The 16,480-nt window shown below is 39.8% G+C and carries 16 protein-coding genes; 9 read left to right on the top strand and 7 right to left on the bottom strand.

All coding sequences use genetic code 11. The features are described 5' to 3' along the window. Nucleotides 1-5: 5 nt before the first annotated feature. From ACE1EF_RS04400 to carA, 4 genes are all read right to left on the bottom strand, one after another. Nucleotides 6-611 carry a YceI family protein gene (locus ACE1EF_RS04400; protein WP_375719405.1) on the bottom strand — a complete coding sequence of 202 codons (606 nt, stop codon included), beginning with the start codon at nt 609-611 and terminating at the stop codon, nt 6-8. 301 nt (nt 612-912) lie between these two features. Continuing rightward, nucleotides 913-2,376 (bottom strand): aminoacyl-histidine dipeptidase, encoded by a 1,464-nt coding sequence (locus tag ACE1EF_RS04395; protein WP_375719404.1) that lies wholly within the window; start codon nt 2,374-2,376, stop codon nt 913-915. Between the two features lie 31 nt (nt 2,377-2,407). Continuing rightward, the gene (gene rlmD / locus ACE1EF_RS04390; RefSeq protein WP_375719403.1) at nt 2,408-3,820 is read right to left on the bottom strand and encodes a 23S rRNA (uracil(1939)-C(5))-methyltransferase RlmD; all 1,413 of its coding nucleotides are present in this window, start codon (nt 3,818-3,820) and stop codon (nt 2,408-2,410) included. A gap of 112 nt (nt 3,821-3,932) precedes the next feature. Beyond that, a complete protein-coding gene (gene carA, locus ACE1EF_RS04385) occupies nt 3,933-5,024 on the bottom strand; it encodes a glutamine-hydrolyzing carbamoyl-phosphate synthase small subunit (protein WP_375719402.1) in 1,092 nt (363 codons plus the stop codon). Nucleotides 5,025-5,294: 270 nt separating this feature from the next. Between carA and ACE1EF_RS04380 the strand changes: the two genes are divergently transcribed. The 3 genes from ACE1EF_RS04380 to ACE1EF_RS04370 all read left to right on the top strand — a co-directional run bounded on the left by ACE1EF_RS04380 (nt 5,295) and on the right by ACE1EF_RS04370 (nt 7,800). Beyond that, nucleotides 5,295-6,125 (top strand): hypothetical protein, encoded by an 831-nt coding sequence (locus ACE1EF_RS04380; RefSeq protein WP_375719401.1) that lies wholly within the window; start codon nt 5,295-5,297, stop codon nt 6,123-6,125. Further along, complete coding sequence (locus ACE1EF_RS04375; protein ID WP_375719400.1) at nt 6,122-6,709, top strand: DUF1287 domain-containing protein; 588 nt, start codon at nt 6,122-6,124, stop codon at nt 6,707-6,709. The genes ACE1EF_RS04380 and ACE1EF_RS04375 overlap by 4 nt, the downstream gene beginning before the upstream one ends. A 335-nt stretch (nt 6,710-7,044) precedes the next feature. Then, entirely contained in the window at nt 7,045-7,800 is a 756-nt protein-coding gene (locus ACE1EF_RS04370) for a PRC-barrel domain-containing protein (RefSeq protein ID WP_375719399.1), read from the top strand. Between the two features lie 84 nt (nt 7,801-7,884). Here the strand turns inward: ACE1EF_RS04370 and ACE1EF_RS04365 are convergent, their stop codons facing one another. Continuing rightward, nucleotides 7,885-9,636, bottom strand: a complete 1,752-nt coding sequence (locus ACE1EF_RS04365) for a phospho-sugar mutase (protein ID WP_375719398.1) — start codon at nt 9,634-9,636, stop codon at nt 7,885-7,887. A gap of 515 nt (nt 9,637-10,151) precedes the next feature. After that, nucleotides 10,152-11,396, bottom strand: a complete 1,245-nt coding sequence (locus tag ACE1EF_RS04360; RefSeq protein WP_375719397.1) for an aminotransferase class I/II-fold pyridoxal phosphate-dependent enzyme — start codon at nt 11,394-11,396, stop codon at nt 10,152-10,154. A gap of 319 nt (nt 11,397-11,715) precedes the next feature. Here ACE1EF_RS04360 and ACE1EF_RS04355 point away from each other — a divergent pair, with 319 nt between their 5' ends. From ACE1EF_RS04355 to ACE1EF_RS04330, 6 genes are all read left to right on the top strand, one after another. Continuing rightward, nucleotides 11,716-12,528 carry an outer membrane protein assembly factor BamD gene (locus ACE1EF_RS04355; RefSeq protein ID WP_375719396.1) on the top strand — a complete coding sequence of 271 codons (813 nt, stop codon included), beginning with the start codon at nt 11,716-11,718 and terminating at the stop codon, nt 12,526-12,528. 10 nt (nt 12,529-12,538) lie between these two features. Further along, the gene (locus ACE1EF_RS04350; protein ID WP_375719395.1) at nt 12,539-12,871 is read left to right on the top strand and encodes a DNA-directed RNA polymerase subunit omega; all 333 of its coding nucleotides are present in this window, start codon (nt 12,539-12,541) and stop codon (nt 12,869-12,871) included. A gap of 10 nt (nt 12,872-12,881) precedes the next feature. Next, nucleotides 12,882-13,439, top strand: a complete 558-nt coding sequence (locus ACE1EF_RS04345; RefSeq protein ID WP_375719394.1) for a flavoprotein — start codon at nt 12,882-12,884, stop codon at nt 13,437-13,439. After that, the gene (locus tag ACE1EF_RS04340) at nt 13,436-14,083 is read left to right on the top strand and encodes a phosphopantothenoylcysteine decarboxylase domain-containing protein (protein ID WP_375719579.1); all 648 of its coding nucleotides are present in this window, start codon (nt 13,436-13,438) and stop codon (nt 14,081-14,083) included. The genes ACE1EF_RS04345 and ACE1EF_RS04340 overlap by 4 nt, the downstream gene beginning before the upstream one ends. An 88-nt stretch (nt 14,084-14,171) precedes the next feature. Beyond that, nucleotides 14,172-14,750 carry a TetR/AcrR family transcriptional regulator gene (locus ACE1EF_RS04335; RefSeq protein ID WP_375719393.1) on the top strand — a complete coding sequence of 193 codons (579 nt, stop codon included), beginning with the start codon at nt 14,172-14,174 and terminating at the stop codon, nt 14,748-14,750. Between the two features lie 8 nt (nt 14,751-14,758). Continuing rightward, entirely contained in the window at nt 14,759-15,688 is a 930-nt protein-coding gene (locus ACE1EF_RS04330) for a 3-oxoacyl-ACP synthase III family protein (RefSeq protein ID WP_375719392.1), read from the top strand. Between the two features lie 87 nt (nt 15,689-15,775). Here the strand turns inward: ACE1EF_RS04330 and ACE1EF_RS04325 are convergent, their stop codons facing one another. Further along, nucleotides 15,776-16,240 (bottom strand): hypothetical protein, encoded by a 465-nt coding sequence (locus ACE1EF_RS04325; RefSeq protein WP_375719391.1) that lies wholly within the window; start codon nt 16,238-16,240, stop codon nt 15,776-15,778. Nucleotides 16,241-16,480 lie beyond the last annotated feature (240 nt).

Here is a 16,480-nt window from a genome sequence, read left to right as displayed (position 1 = left end):
AATGTTTAATTGTTCTCCGATAAAACCGGTGAACTGGTTTTTGTAAAAATAAAATCGTATTCAACTGTTATTTTATCACCTGTAGTGATTGTACCAAACATTGCTGTGGGCGGATCAATATCGTAATCCGACATTTTAAGACTGAGAGAGCCTTTGGCTTCAAACTGGTTGGAACTGCTCAATGTACCGGTCACCGGTACTTCAATTTTTTTCGATACCCCCGATAGTGTGAGTGTTCCTTTGAGTAAACCGTCAAAGTCCCTGTCTGTATTGTTTTTTATTGAACTGGCATCAAGCTTAAATATAATTTCCGGATGTTTTTTCACTTTCAGTGCATCATATGCTTTGTCATCCATCATGGAATGCTCACTTTTTAAAGAATTGCTTTTGCATACAAAGCTGATGCTTTCAAAAGTTTTCAGTTCGTTATTCTCAAATTCTGTTGCTGTATAGCAGGATACATCTTTTGCTTCCATTTCCCAATCGTGTAAAGAGGATGTGCCTTTTACAAGGAGATTGCTTTTGTCCAGCTTAAATGTTTCCTTTTGCTGTGCGGATACCATCAATGGCAACACGAAGCAAAGAGCGGATAAAAATAATTTTGTTCTCATAATGTTTGTTCTTTAAAAACTATAAATCCTATAGGAATACTAGGATAAAAGTATGAACAGTTTTCATTATGACAAAAAAAATAAATAAAAAAATAGTTAATTTAATATGTATTAAATTTATTATTAGTGCTTTAGGCTCACTAATTTAGAATTTGTAAAAATAATTTTATGGCAATTTGATATTGTTTTAACTTGTGGGCTTTTTTTAAGAAAATTGTTTAACCAAACATTAAACAATCGTCAGTGAAGGGTATACACAGCACAGGTATACAGGATTTGTTATGGTGTTAAAACATGCAAATTAATGCTCCTTTTCAGGTATGCGTTTTAATGTTTCTGTCAGTAACAACCAGAATTTATTTACACTTTCAATGTGTATCCGCTCATCGGGTGAATGAGCACCTTTGATGGTCGGCCCGAATGAAACCATGTCCAGAAAAGGATACTTTTCCAGGAAAAGCCCGCATTCCAGTCCTGCGTGGATGGCTTTAACTTCTGGTTCAACCTTGAAAACAGATTGGTATGTCTGTCTGGTGATGTTTAAAACGGGGGAGTTCAGATTTGGTTTCCACCCGGGATAACCATCAGAATGGCGGACGGTAGCACCAGCCAGACTGAAGACACTTCGAAGCATTTGTGCCGCACCTTTTCTGGCAGCTTCAACGGAACTGCGCTGACTTGTAACGATTTCTATATGCGTGTCATCCAACATTTTTACGGATGCCAGATTGGTGGACGTTTCAACCAGACCGGGAATGGTCTTACTCATTCCCAGAATGCCGTGGGGACAGGCATATATAACATTTAAAAGTTTATTCTGGGCATCACGATCGAGAATAAAACCGGGTTTCTCAGTTTCTTCAATTTCAAGTCTGAAACCGGGCTCTGTGACTTCAAAAACCGATTTGATTTCGTTGATAAAGACAGGCATTTTTTGCAACAGCAGTTCAACATTATCCTTGTGAACCAGGAGAACAGCTTCCGCTTCGCGTGCAATGGCATTCCGGAGGTTACCTCCGTTGAATGAGGATACCTTGATGCCAAATTCTTTATGGCATTCCCACATAAAGCGGTTCAGTATTTTATTGGCATTCCCTAATTCTTTATTGATGTCGTCACCGGAATGGCCGCCTTTCAGGCCTTTAACCACAACTTTAAATGGTTTCAGATTCTGCGGCACATCTTCCTTCATGAATTCGAGTAAGGCTATGGTATCAATGCCTCCGGCACATCCCATGTATAATTCCCCTTCATCTTCGCTGTCAAGATTAAGTAAGATTTCACCGGTCATAAAATTCTTTTCCAGGGCAAATGCACCCGATAAACCGGTTTCTTCGTCAGTAGTGAACAAACACTCCAGTGGACCGTGTTCCATATCACTGGCAGCAAGAATAGCCAGTTGGGCAGCAACACCAATGCCATCATCTGCACCAAGCGTTGTGCCTTTGGCTTTAACCCATTCTCCGTCGATATAGGGTTGAATCGGATCAAGATCGAAATTGTGAACCGTGTCGCTGTTTTTTTCACATACCATGTCAACATGCGACTGTAAAATTACGGTTTTAAGATTTTCATAACCAGGTGTGGCTGCTTTGCTTATCAGTACATTGCCTGCTTTGTCCGTGCGGGTATCCAAACCGTGAGATTTGCCAAATTCGCTTAAATATGCGATGATTTTTTCTTCTTTTTTTGATGGTCTTGGTATCCGGCATATTTCATTAAAATAATGCCATATTGCATTGGGAGATAATTGTGTAATTGTCATTGCTGTGTGTTTAGTCACATGTTAAAACCATCTATTCATCAATTAGTTCAAGCTGAACCACATTCTCCACATGGGCGGTATGTGGAAACATATCCACAGGCTGTACTTTTGAGACTCTGTATAGCTCAGACATCATTTCAAGGTCCCTGGCCTGGGTTGTTGGATTACAGCTTACATATACAATGCGTTTTGCCCTGGCCTGCATTATGGTCTGAACCACATCGGGGTGCATGCCGGCTCTTGGTGGATCGGTAATAATAACGTCCGGTTGACCGTGAACAGATATAAATTCCGGATTAAGGATATCCTTCATATCGCCGGCAAAAAAAGCAGCATTTTCTATGCTATTCAGTTGTGCGTTTTGTCTGGCATCTCTTATGGCATCTTCCACATATTCGATACCGATAACTTTTTTGGCCTTTGATGCCACAAAGTTAGCAATGGTTCCGGTTCCGGTATAAAGGTCATAAACCGTTTCATTTCCTGTCAGTTCAGCATATTCACGGGCTACTTTGTACAGTGCATAAGCCTGTTTACTGTTTGTCTGGTAGAAAGACTTGGGACTGATTTTAAACTGCAGTTCTTCCATTTCTTCCATGATATGATCCTTTCCACTATAGGTCTCAATGTCAAGATCGCTAATAACCGGATTTCCTTTTGTGTTGATGCAATACGTAAGCGATGTAATCTCAGGGAATGTATTTTTAAGGTATTCCATTACTTCCGCAATTTCATTTTTCCGGTTCTCATTGAAAACCACTATAATCATGATTTCTCCGGTTGATGATGTCCGGACCCATAACGTTCTTAAAAAACCGGTTTGTTCTTTCAGATCAAAAAATGAATACCCTTTTTTAACGGCAAATTCCTTTAGTCCATTCCGTATTGCGTTGCTTGGTTCTGCCTGTAAATGACAGGTGTGCAGGTCGAGTACTTTGTCAAAACGCCCGGGAACATAAAACCCGGCTGCCCTCCAATCGCTTATTTCATTGCCTTTTTCCAGTTCTTCTGCTGTAACCCAGCGGTTATTGCAAAAAGTATATTCCATTTTATTTCGGTAATAGTACTCATCTTCAGACCCCAGAATCGGTTTAACTTCAGGGATGGAGAGATGTCCGATACGAACCAGGGAATCTTTTACATGCCTGGTCTTGTAACGGAGCTGCTCCTCATAGGGAAGATTTTGCCATTTGCAGCCACCGCATACCCCGAAATGCTCACATTTTGGTACTGCCCTTATTTCTGATTTTTTGTGGATGGCCGTAACAAAGCCTTCCATATACTTCTTACGCTTTTTATTTACCTGAATGTCAACAATATCGCCGGGGACCACATTTTTTGTAAAGACCACCATATTATCAACCCTGGCCAGCGCTTTACCTTCTGTACCGACATCTGTAATCTCAATATTTTCGAGCAGAGGATGGTTTTTTTTTCTTCCCATTTTGGTATTTTTTGTTTTTTTTGACGGGACATTTTCAGACTAAAAAAGGAGTTTTGAAATAAAACCCCTTTTAAATCATCCTGTTTTTTTGAATGATGTTATGATGTGTAATTTACTTTTTACTGCTTTTGTGTTCTACTATTTTGTCGATAAACACATCAAATAAAAACTCAGTATCGGTTGGCCCGCTTGATGCTTCGGGATGAAACTGTGTTGAAAAGAAAGGTTTGCTTTTATGCTTAATTCCCTCATTTGTTTCATCATTTACATTGACAAATGACGGTTCCCAATCTTTTTTAAGTGAATCCGTATCCAATACATAACCGTGATTCTGCGATGTGATGTAGCAGGTGTTTGTTCCGATTTCGCGTACCGGCTGATTATGACTGCGATGCCCGTATTTGAGTTTGTGTGTTCCACCTCCTGCAGCAAGTCCCATCAGCTGATTCCCCAGGCAGATGCCGAAAATCGGTTTGTCATCGTTCAGGGCTTTTCTGATATGCTGTACAGTAGCTTCACAAACTTCCGGATCACCGGGACCATTGGAAAGCATGATCCCATCATAGTCCTCATTCGTGAAATCATAATTCCAGGGAACTCTGATTAATGTTGTGTCTCTTCTGAGCAGACAGCGAAAGATGTTGTACTTGGCACCTGTATCCACCAGAACAATTTTATGCTGGCCATTACCATATACCATTTTTTCTTTGCAGCTCACCATGTCAACAAGGTTATCCTGGTTGGGATCATAAAAGTCAACGTCCACTTCATCGGCTATTATTTTCCCAAGCATCACACCCTTCTCCCTGATAATTTTGGTCAGGGCCCTGGTGTCGATTCCAAACAAACCCGGAACTTTGTGTTCTTTGAGCCAGTCTCCCAGACTCTTGTCAGCATTCCAGTGACTGTGCTCAGTAGAATATTCAGATATTATAAAGGCACTGACATGAATCTGATCCGATTCATAAAACTTAGGAATCCCGTTTTCCAGTTCATCACCCGGTACTCCATAATTCCCGATTAAAGGATATGTGGCAACCAGTAACTGGCCTTTATAGGATGGATCTGTTAAACTCTCGGGGTAACCGGTCATGGCGGTATTAAAAACAACTTCTCCGGCGACAGATTGATGATAACCAAATGATTTTCCTTCGAATACGGTTCCGTCTTCCAGTACAAGTTTGATAGGCTTAAACTCCTGCATCTTTGTTTGTTTTTGTTATTTACGGGCTTCCCCGAAATGAATTTTTGGGGCAATCAGTGACCCCGAAACCGCGTGCAAAAATAAAAAAAGGATCGATTCAATCCAAACGAAATAATGTGATTGCACGGCTCAATTATTTCGTATATATGTAACAGAATATAATGGTTAACGTTCATAGAGTAGTGAATAAGTTTTTTTAAACAATTAAGCTTTTAATTATTCTGATATCCTGATAAGTATATTGTATCTTGTCGAACCAAATTTAATGAAATGAAACACACCTTATTAATTCTGTTTATCCTGTTTTCAGTATTTGTTTCAGCAAAAAAGCCTGATGCTGAAAAAATACTGGCTGAAGGAAAAATGCTGTATACGCTGGATAAAGCATCTCTTGTTGCAACTGAGCATTTTCTTAAGCTTTTTCCTGATGATTCTGAAAATACAAACGGATATTTGTCCTATTTAAACGGTAATGAGGTTATCACCCTGTTTTATTATTTTTTTGACACAACAAGAATTATCGCCCGTTATCATCTAACGGCAACCGATCCCGTTAAAATTACCGGCATTCCGGAAACAAAAAGTCTGGTTCCTACAGAACTGGAAAACAGTCTGATTACCATGAGGGAAAAGGCTATCGAAAAAATAAAGGTTAACAAAGATGGCTATTATACCTATTACAAGGGAGTGGCTTTTACATTACTTCCTGTAATCAACAGTCACGAACGTGTTATTTATGTCCTTTCGGGGTCAAAAATGGAAGATGTGATCATTCTCGGTAATGACTATCGTATTAAGTTCGATGAAAATAATAAGTACAGGGGAGTAGAGCGGATTCATAAATCCTTAATAAAGCTGAGTGTAAGCTCAGGAATTGACACAACACAGAATGCTACGTTGCACAAACACTTAATTTCTGAGGTTATAGATCCGACTGATATCTGTACACTTTTGCTTTATCGGAATGAGGTGGACTGGGACCTGCACTATGTTATGAGTAAGAAGTATGTATCCGTTTTTGATCTGAAGAACGAAAAACTGGCGATTATTAAGCGGAAATCCTGGAAAAAGATCAATTCTGATAAACTGGATGTGCAATGAAACATATTGTTGCAACAGTTTTAATGTTTCTATCGTGTGCCGGTTTATGGTCACAGGATAATTATTATGCTTCCCTGGCTGATTCAGCAATCACATTAATAAGTCACGATGTTGTATATGATCCGTCGTATTTTTCAATTCCATATCCAGATGGTGATGTCCCCGAAGGGCGTGGGGTATGTACAGATGTAATTATCAGGACATACCGCAAGATGGGAACCGATCTTCAAAAAGAAGTACATGAGGATATGAGGGATAATTTTGATTTATATCCCGGGATTTGGGGACTTTCCGGACCGGATAAAAATATTGATCACAGAAGAGTGCCTAACCTAATGGTGTTTTTTCAGCGGTTTGGTGAAACACTGGCTGTTACGGATGCTGGATCAGACTATAATGCCGGAGATATTGTTTGCTGGGATCTGGGTAATGGTGTAAGCCATATTGGTATTGTTGTGAACTGGCTTAATGAGAAAAAAACACACCTGGAAATAGTCCATAATATTGGTCAGGGGCAGGTTCTTGCAGATTGTCTCTTTGCATATAAAATCATAGGCCATTATCGTTACAGAAAAGCAGCATAGATCAATACTTCCATCTCTGTACTGTTGTTTAAACTTTATTCAGGCCTTATTTCCAGCATTTAATTCAGTTAAGTTTTCTCACTTGTAAGTTAATACTGAAAACTGGACCGGCATCCTGCGATAACAGGTCCATGGTTTCTTTTACCATGATAAGATTGTTGCGTTGTGGAGAATTTACACGGTTTTGCAAAATCTTCTACAATTTAGTGAATTCCTGTCAGCCGGCTATCGTATTTATTTTGTTGTATCTGTTTTCTGGTCAGTATTTTATGAATAGCAGTCATCTGTGCGTTGCTCTGGAATATTATTTGCAACGATAGTTGCAAAAAAGCATTATGAGACGGAGTTTAAATAAATTAGTAGGGTTTTCTGTTAAAGCAAAAGATGGGGATAAAGGTAGTGTGAAAGATTTTTTGTTCGATGAAGAGCGCTGGACCATACGTTACCTTGAAGTAAAACTCGGTGGCATATTTAGTAGCCGCAAAGTATTGATTCCAAGGGTAAATCTGGGTGAACCGGAATGGATGAGTGAGCATTTTCCGGTAAACCTGACCACAGAAGTTATTGAAAAGTCTCCCGGAATTGATTTTGACAAGCCTGTATCCAGAAGGTATGAGCAGTTGTTATTCAACCACTATGCCATGCAACCTTACTGGGCTCAGCAATATGCAGGTTATACAGGTATAGCATCAATGCTGGATCCAAACAGACCGGTGCCAAACCGTTATCCTGAAAAAGTGGTTGATGAGGATGATATTGATACCAGTCTCAGAAGTTTCAGGGAGATACGCGGGTATACCATTCAGTCGAGCGATGATTATTTCGGACATGTTGAGGATTTAATTATTGACGATGACAACTGGCATATATTTTATGTGGTTATAGATACCAGAGATTTTTTGCCCTGGAGTAAAAAGGTGATGTTACCCATTGAAGCGATTTCAAAAATCAGTTATTCCGGTAGAAAGGCAATGATTGATATGACCCGGGATGACATTGAAGACGCCCCGGAATTTGATCCTTCAAAACCCGTCAACGAAGAGTATGAGAAGGTATTATATGATTTTTACGGCCGAAAAATAAAAGCTTAAGCCCCATTTATTGGTAGGTAATATAGATAAAACAGCAAAAAAAAGCCCGGCTTAACCGGGCTTTTACTCTGTTATATCATTGTGTTAATCCAGTTTCAGTTCATGAATGATCCGGGATATTTTTTCATCGGCCTTCATATTGGCCGCATCAAAATCTGCTCTGGATTTTAATTCACCCTTGACTTCAAAATAGAACTTAATTTTAGGTTCTGTTCCGGATGGGCGAACAGAAATTTTCGAGCCATCTTCGGTCAGGAACTGCAATACATTTGATGTGGCAGGAAAATCAAGCTTTTCAACTTTCCCGGTTAATAAATGCTTTGCTTCCAGTGACTGATAGTCCTTCAAAACAGTTACAGGTGATCCGCCCAATGTCTGAGGCGTATTGTGCCTGAAGTCTTCCATCATTTGTTTGATTTCATCAGCCCCGGCTTTTCCTTTACGAACAACAGATATCAGCTTTTCTTTTGAGAAACCGTAAGTAAGGTAGATATCCTGAAGTAATTCATATAACGATTTGCCGTTGTCTTTAGCCCATGCAGCTACTTCGGCCATGACAGCGCAGGAGGAAACAGCATCTTTGTCCCGTACAAAGTCTTCCGGCAGAAATCCGTAGCTCTCTTCGCCACCGGCTATGTACTGTTTTTGACCTTCTAATTCACGGATCAATGCTGCAATCCATTTAAAACCTGTATAACAGTCGTAGTATTCTACACCGTTTTTAACTGCAATTTCCTTAAGTAACTCAGATGTGACAATGGTTTTTACAATGAATTCATTGCCTTTAAGCTTGTTTTTTGCTTTCCATTGTGTGATAATGTAGTAGGTCAGGAGCAGAGCGGTCTGATTACCGTTAACCAGTATGAATTCACCTTTATCATTTTTTATGGCAATACCAATCCGGTCTGAATCAGGGTCAGAGGCCATAACCAGGTCTGCATCTTTTTCAATGGCTTTTTTTACTGCCATCTCAAGCGCAGCCGGCTCTTCAGGGTTTGGTGATTTGACGGTTGGAAAATCGCCGCTGACCACATCCTGTTCCGGTACATTGATGATGTTTGTAAAACCATAACGTTTCAGGGCTGCAGGAACAATCTTTACACCAGTGCCATGAATGGGGGTATATACTATTTTTAAATCTTTCTGACGCTCTATGGCATCAGGATCAAGAACCAGCGTGGCGACCCTGTCCAGGTATTTATTGTCGATTTCCTCACCGATTATTTCTATGAGATCAGGATTTCCGTCAAATTTAATATCGTTAACGTCGGTAATGGCATTAACCTCATCAATTACGTTTTTGTCATGAGGTGCAATCATCTGGGCACCGTCATCCCAGTATGCTTTGTATCCGTTGTATTCTTTTGGATTGTGTGACGCCGTTAAAATAATTCCACTCTGACAACCAAGTTCGCGTATGGTGAAAGACATTTCCGGAGTAGGGCGTAAATCTTCAAAAAGATAAACCTTAATACCGTTTGCCGAAAAGATATTGGCGGAGGTTTCAGCAAATAACCGGCTGTTGTTTCTGCAGTCGTGTCCTATAACCACCTTTATCGGATTGACATCCGGAAACTGCTTTAAAAGATAATTCGACAGGCCCTGCGTTGCCGCACCGGATGTATAAATATTCATTCGGTTTGATCCGGCTCCCATAATACCGCGAAGACCTCCGGTACCGAATTCAAGATCCTTGTAAAAAGCATCAATAAGTTCCGATTTATCGTCCGCATCCATCATGCTTCTGATCTCTTCTTTGGTTTGCTCATCATAATTACCGTCAAGCCACTTCCGGGCTTTCTCAAGTACAGAATTTAATACGTCTTTGTTATCCATTTTACTCAATTTTGTAAAGCAAATATAGCGTAAAATGTGCGTTTAAGAAAGAATTACTTTTAATATTTGGATTCAGTAAATTTAAACCCTGGATGTAGTTTTTTAATTAAAATAAATATAAATTCAATATGCATTAAATGAGTTAATTAATAAACCTACCAGTATATACTGTTTGTGTTAGTATTTTCAGATTAGAACGGTTTGAATGGTATGAGCCGGTTTTTTAGTACTTTCGTTCAGTTTTTCTGTCGTAAAAATGCCGGATTTATGGTCGTTCTAAAGGTTTTCGGGAGTTGAAAAACAAGCCATACAAACACGTTTAATTATCCTCCTTAAAAATAGATGAGAATAATTTATATAATTAAACAAAATATACGTATTCGCTGTTTTAATTCATTGGAAATAAGTATATTGTGTATTGAAAGGGATGTCCTCCGTTAGATGGGGTTTTGTTCGGTAAGGGCATAAAAAAAGCCGGAATAAAACCGGCTTTATACTTGCATTATTTTGTCTAACTATTTCCACTCAGGGATGCTTTCAACATCGTACTTTCCGGCTTCAAGGTTTGCCCTTACTTCAGAGAACGCCTTAATGGTATATTCCACATCTTCTATGGTGTGGCTGGCCGTGGGAATAATACGCAGCATCAACTGACCTTTCGGGATCACAGGATAAACAACAATGGAACAAAATACATTGTAGTTTTCACGTAAATCCATAACCAGATTGGTTGCTTCGGGAACGCTTCCTGATAAATAAACCGGTGTAACCGGTGATTCGGTATGGCCCAGATTAAACCCTTCTGCTTTTAAACCGCTTTGTAATTTATTTACCACATTCCAGAGATTTGCTTTTAGCTCCGGATTATTTTTTAGGATTTCCAGTCTTTTTAAAGCTCCTTCTACCAGGGGCATGGGTAATGATTTTGCAAAAATCTGTGAGCGCATATTATAACGAAGGAAGTTGATGATAGCCTCATCACCTGCAATAAATGCACCTATTGATGCCATTGATTTTGCAAAGGTTGAAAAATAGAGATCAATTTTGTCCTGAACTCCAAAATGTTCACCTGTACCGGCACCGGTTTTTCCCATTGTTCCGAAGCCATGAGCATCGTCAACAAGCAATCTGAAGTTATACTTTGATTTCAGACCGACAATATCGTCCAGTTTACCAAGGTCTCCGGCCATGCCGAAAACACCTTCTGTGATAACCAGAACTCCGCCTTTCTGCGTTTCGGCAAGCTTTACTGCTCTTGCCAGCTGACGCTCCAGGTTTTCAATATCGTTATGCTGAAATACAAAACGTTTTCCCATGTGAAGACGCATACCGTCCAAAATACAGGCGTGAGATTCAGAGTCGTATACGATGACATCATTACGGTTTACGATTGAATCGATAACAGATACCATGCCCTGATAACCGAAGTTCAACAGGTAGCTGTCTTCTTTGCCAACAAAATCTGCTAACTGGGCTTCCAGTTTTTCATGAAGACTGGTATGACCGCTCATCATGCGTGCACCCATTGGATAGCCAAGACCCCATTTTGCAGCAGCCTCTGCATCTGTTTTTCTTACTTCCGGATGATTGGCCAAACCAAGGTAGTTATTCAGACTCCAGGTTAAAACCTCTTTCCCCCTGAATTTCATGCGGGGATTAATTTCACCTTCCAGTTTTGGAAACATAAAATATCCATGGGCCTGTTGACGGTATTTTCCTAAATCGCCCTGATCAGCTAGTATTTTATCAAATAAATCCACGTTCTTATGGTTTTAAAATTGCAATGCAAATGTAGTGTTTTTTAATATCTGTCCAAATGACACACCTGTTTTTCATAGTTAGTCTGAATAAGTGTGAATGCAAATAATCAATGCATTTCAGTTTCCGGAGGAAAGGTGAAAAAGCAATAAAACCTGAATTAGTTTTCTAAAAAAGATGAAGTGTTGATAACATTTTACAGGTTCATACGTATTGATTAAAGAATTCGATGTGTAAATGGCAAGCGCAAAAATTCATTAAAATAGCAGGTTATACTTTTTTTATTAGCAGGAATAACATAATTTTGCAGGGCTTTTGAAAATGAGAAACAGAACATTATACATAGTACTTACTCTGACCCTCTTATTGGCCGGGTGTGGAGAATACAACAAGGTTTTAAAAAGTACGGATGCCGGTTATAAATATAACAAGGCTAAAGAGTATTACCTTGCTGAGGATTATAATAAGGCCGTAACAATATTCAGTGAAATATACCCGGTTATCCGTGGATCTGAAAAATCGGAAGAAGCCTTGTATCTTATGGCCAATGCGTATTATGGTCAGGGTGATAACCTGATGGCAGGACATTATTTCAATACCCTGGCTAAAACCTTTCCCAATGGACCATATGTGCAGGAAGCCTATTACATGGCAGCTTACTGTCTTTATCTTGATTCACCAAAACCACGTCTGGATCAGACCCCAACAAAACAGGCTATAGAAGCATTTGAGCTGTATGTAAATTTATTTCCCAAAAGTGAAAATGCAGAAAAAGCACTGGATTATATCGATGAACTGCGGGAAAAACTGGTACAGAAGGATTTTCTGAATGCAAAATTGTATTACGACTTGGGCAACTATCTTGGTAATAATTACAAATCTGCAGTGATAACAGCAGAGAATATTTTAAAGGAATATCCTGATACCAAATACAGAGAAGATGTAGCTTTTCTCATTTTAAAAGCAAAATATGCGCAGGCTGTTAACAGCGTGGAAAAGAAACTTGAAGATCGTTACCGCAGTACGGTGGATGAGTATTACTCATTCGTTAATGATTTTCCGGAAAGCACGCATTTGAAGGAAGCTGAAAAAATGTTCGAAGAATCAGAAAAAGTATTAAAGCGTTTTAATTAACAATTCAAATATGGATTATAAAAAATCAAAAGCACCTTTGTCTACCGTTACGAGAGACACAATGGAATTGAGTAGCGATACCGGTAACATTTATGAAACCGTGATGATTATTTCCAAACGTGCAAATCAGATCAGTGCGGAGATGAAAGAGGAGTTAAACCGTAAACTTCAGGAGTTTGCTTCGTATACAGATAACCTTGAGGAGGTTTTTGAAAACCGTGAGCAAATTGAAATATCCAAATTTTATGAACGTCTTCCAAAACCTGCTCTTATTGCAACAGAGGAGTATGTAGAGGACAATATTTATTATCGTAATCCGGCAAAAGAGAGTAACGAAGATTAATCAGCCTTGCATGAGATTACAGGGCAAAAAAATATTATTGGGAATCACAGGAAGTATAGCCGCCTACAAAGCGGCTTATCTTCTTCGTGGCCTCATTAAGGAAGGTGCAGAGGTACAGGTTATAATGACACCTGCCGCTAAGGAATTTATTACTCCGGTCACACTTTCTGCTTTGTCCGGAAAGCCTGTACATAGTGCGTTTTTTGCCAATGCCGACGGCACCTGGCATTCCCATGTGGATATGGGACTTTGGGCCGATTTAATGTTGATTGCGCCGGCATCAGCCAATACCATAGGCAAAATGGCGCATGGTATATGCGATAACCTTCTGCTTACAACTTACATGTCAGTTAAATGCCCGGTAGTGCTCGCGCCGGCGATGGACCTGGATATGTATGCTCATGTATCAACCAGGGATAACCTGCAAATTCTGGCAAACAGGGGAGTGGATATCCTGGAACCTGACAGTGGTGAACTGGCCAGCGGACTGGAAGGAAAAGGCAGGATGCAGGAACCTGAAGCCATCACAGAGCAGGTGATACTTCATTTCTCAAAAAAAAAAGTCTGAATAAAAAGGTTCTGATCACAGCAGGGCCAACCTACGAAAAAATTGATCCCGTCCGTTTTATTGGTAATTATTCTTCCGGCAAAATGGGTTTTGCTATTGCCGGGGAATGTGCTTTACGCGGTGCCGACGTCACACTTGTTGCAGGTCCGGTTCAGCTTCAGACACCCTCGCCGGGTATAAAAAGAATTGATGTTACATCGGCCGGAGAAATGTACCGGGCCACACTTGAAGCATTCAGGGATGCCGATATCGCTATCTTAAGTGCCGCAGTGGCTGATTTTACACCGGAGGATGTTCAGTCACGAAAAGTAAAACGGGGTAAAGAAGATATGGTGCTCAGACTTAAACCAACCAAAGACATTGCAGGGACTCTGGGGCAGCTTAAAAAAGATACCCAGATTATGGTTGGTTTCGCTCTTGAAACGCATAATGAGGCAGATAACGCCATCGGAAAACTGCAAAGAAAAAACCTGGACTTTATCGTGTTAAACAGCCTAAATGACCCTGAAGCCGGGTTTATGCACGATACAAATAAGATTACTATTTTCGACCGTAAGGGGAAACATAAAGCGTATGATTTAAAATCGAAGCAACAGGTTGCCGCAGATATTATTGATTATCTGTCGGAATTCATTTCGGAATAATTCACGGCCTAAAAACACCGTTTTGTTTTGCTATATTTTTTCTTAGGTTTATATTTGCACATTGACACACTTTTTGTGCAATTGTGTAATGAAGTCATTAAAAACCACACGCGATAAAATTGTATCGGTAGCCCGTATTGTATTTGCAAATCTGAGCGTCTACAAAACAACCATGGAAGATATTGCCAAAGCTTCTAAGATAGGGAGACGGACCATTTACAGTTACTTCGGATCAAAAGAAGAATTATACTCTGAGGTCGTAAATGTTGAAATCAATTCCATTCTGGTAAAACTTAAGGCGGTAACCAGAACAAAGGAAACACCGGATAAAAAATTGCAGGCGATTTTCTCTACGCGCATGAAAGCGGTAGAACATCTTTCGATGAAAAATGAATCGTTGCGGAAGGATTTTCTCAATAATATTGACCGGATAGAGAATTTGAGAAAGAATCTCGATATAAAGGAATCTGAACTGCTTGCCTTAATACTGACTGAGGGGATTGAAACCGGTATGTTTGTGATTGAGGCCCCCGAAAGACTGGCCTTTGTTATTCAGCGTTCGCTTAAGGCGCTGGAGGTGTCATTTATAAAGGATGCTTTTGGTGATTGGAGTTGGGAGACTTTACATATTTATTATAAAACAATTTTAAGAGGTATTCACAAGTAGGATTGATTATGTTTATTGAAAAGATTTCACATTATATACCGGAAGAAAGGGTTCCTAATGCTTATTTTAAAAATGTGAATGGTCTTGATGATGAATGGATTTTTCAAAGGACTGGTATAAGAACCCGTTCAAGGGCCGCAGATAATGAGAATTCAAATACCATGGCTGTTGATGCTGTCAGAGGGCTTGGGCCTTCCATTGATGGCGTTGATCTGATCGTTGGGGCATCATACAGTCCATACGATACAGTTGCCACAATTGCTCATGTGGTACAGAAAGAGTTTAAATTGAACGGTGCTAAAGCCGTTTATATTTCTTCAGCATGCTCATCGCTGATTAATGCCATTGAGATAGTTGAAGGCTATTTTGCCATGGGAAAAGCAACAAAAGCTTTGGTGATTGCATCGGAACACAATTGGTTGTACAGCAATGAAACGGATGAGAAAAGTGGCCATCTCTGGGGGGACGGTGCAGCTGCCATTCTTTTAAACAGTAAAAAAGTACCGGATTCACCGGAAGTCCTGAATATATTCACCGAGGGACTTGGGGATGTAGGGCAGGGCCCCGATGCTGTTTATCTTCGTCCTGCTGGTGGAGGGCTTGAAATGCCGAATGGCCGGGATGTTTTTATCCATGCCTGTGAATATATGGAGACCGGACTCCTGAAAGTTCTGGATAACAGAAATCTTGTTCAGTCAGATCTGGACTATATTGTTCCACATCAGGCAAACGACAGAATAATTGCTAATTTGTCACAACGCATGAAATTTGATGCCAGCAGGATTTTTAAGAATATTGACAGGCTGGGGAATACCGGATGTGCGAGTACCGGCATCTGTCTCTCTGAAAACTGGCAACAGTTTCAAAAGGGCGATCTGGTGGGTATTACTGTATTTGGTGGAGGTTATTCCTATGGCGCCATGCTGATTGAATTCTGAAAACGTACGGATATATTATACATAAAAATGCAAAAAAAGGGGATCAAATCATGGAACCCCTTTTTTACGGATACCTTCATGTATATTTTAACTCATTATTTCCGGTAAATATGCTGCGATAAGACAAAGTTGTTCTTTCTCAGAGCACGGTTTTGTGGTTATAATACGCTGTTTCTGATAATTTGACTTGTTCAGGTGATCTTTGCTGTAATCCTGCGGAAAAGCTGCCATCTTTCTTGGAACATAGCTGATTCCAAAAACACCTTTTTTACAGGTATACGCAACCTCAAACTCATCGGTTCTGACAATATAAGTCTTACATTTTTTCTCTTTTAAAACCCCGATGTATACAGGTTTATTCAGGTTGTCATAATGAACCACATATGTTGGAAGGGTTTCACCTTCAACTTCAATGAGATTTACTGCTCTTTTCAACCAGAATCTGCCCAGTTCAGAATTGGTGTCTTTTACAATGGTTGGAAATTTAGTAGTGAACGAAAACAAAGTGACACTTATCACCATTAAAACTAATAATCTGACTTTTGTATTCATGACGTTTTATTTTGGAGTTATCGTTTTATTTCTGTTCCAAAGGTAGGGCAGGAATCTGTTTGAAAGAAGCTCTTTTCTGTAACCTGCGGAAGATTGTCGGTGTATAAGGAGTTTATAGCATTCTGTTAAAATTTATTCCGTTTACTTTATTCTCACCGATATTACTGAAAGTGGTGTAACTTTATTAAATGACAGTAAGAGCCGGTATACCGGAACAAAAAAGGGATCAAAACTGATCCC

This window comes from Quyinboa sediminis (assembly GCF_042219855.1).
Classification (GTDB): domain Bacteria; phylum Bacteroidota; class Bacteroidia; order Bacteroidales; family UBA5342; genus JBHJHP01.
Note: the sequence above shows the minus strand (reverse complement) of the source record. Positions and strands in the feature narration are given on the sequence as shown.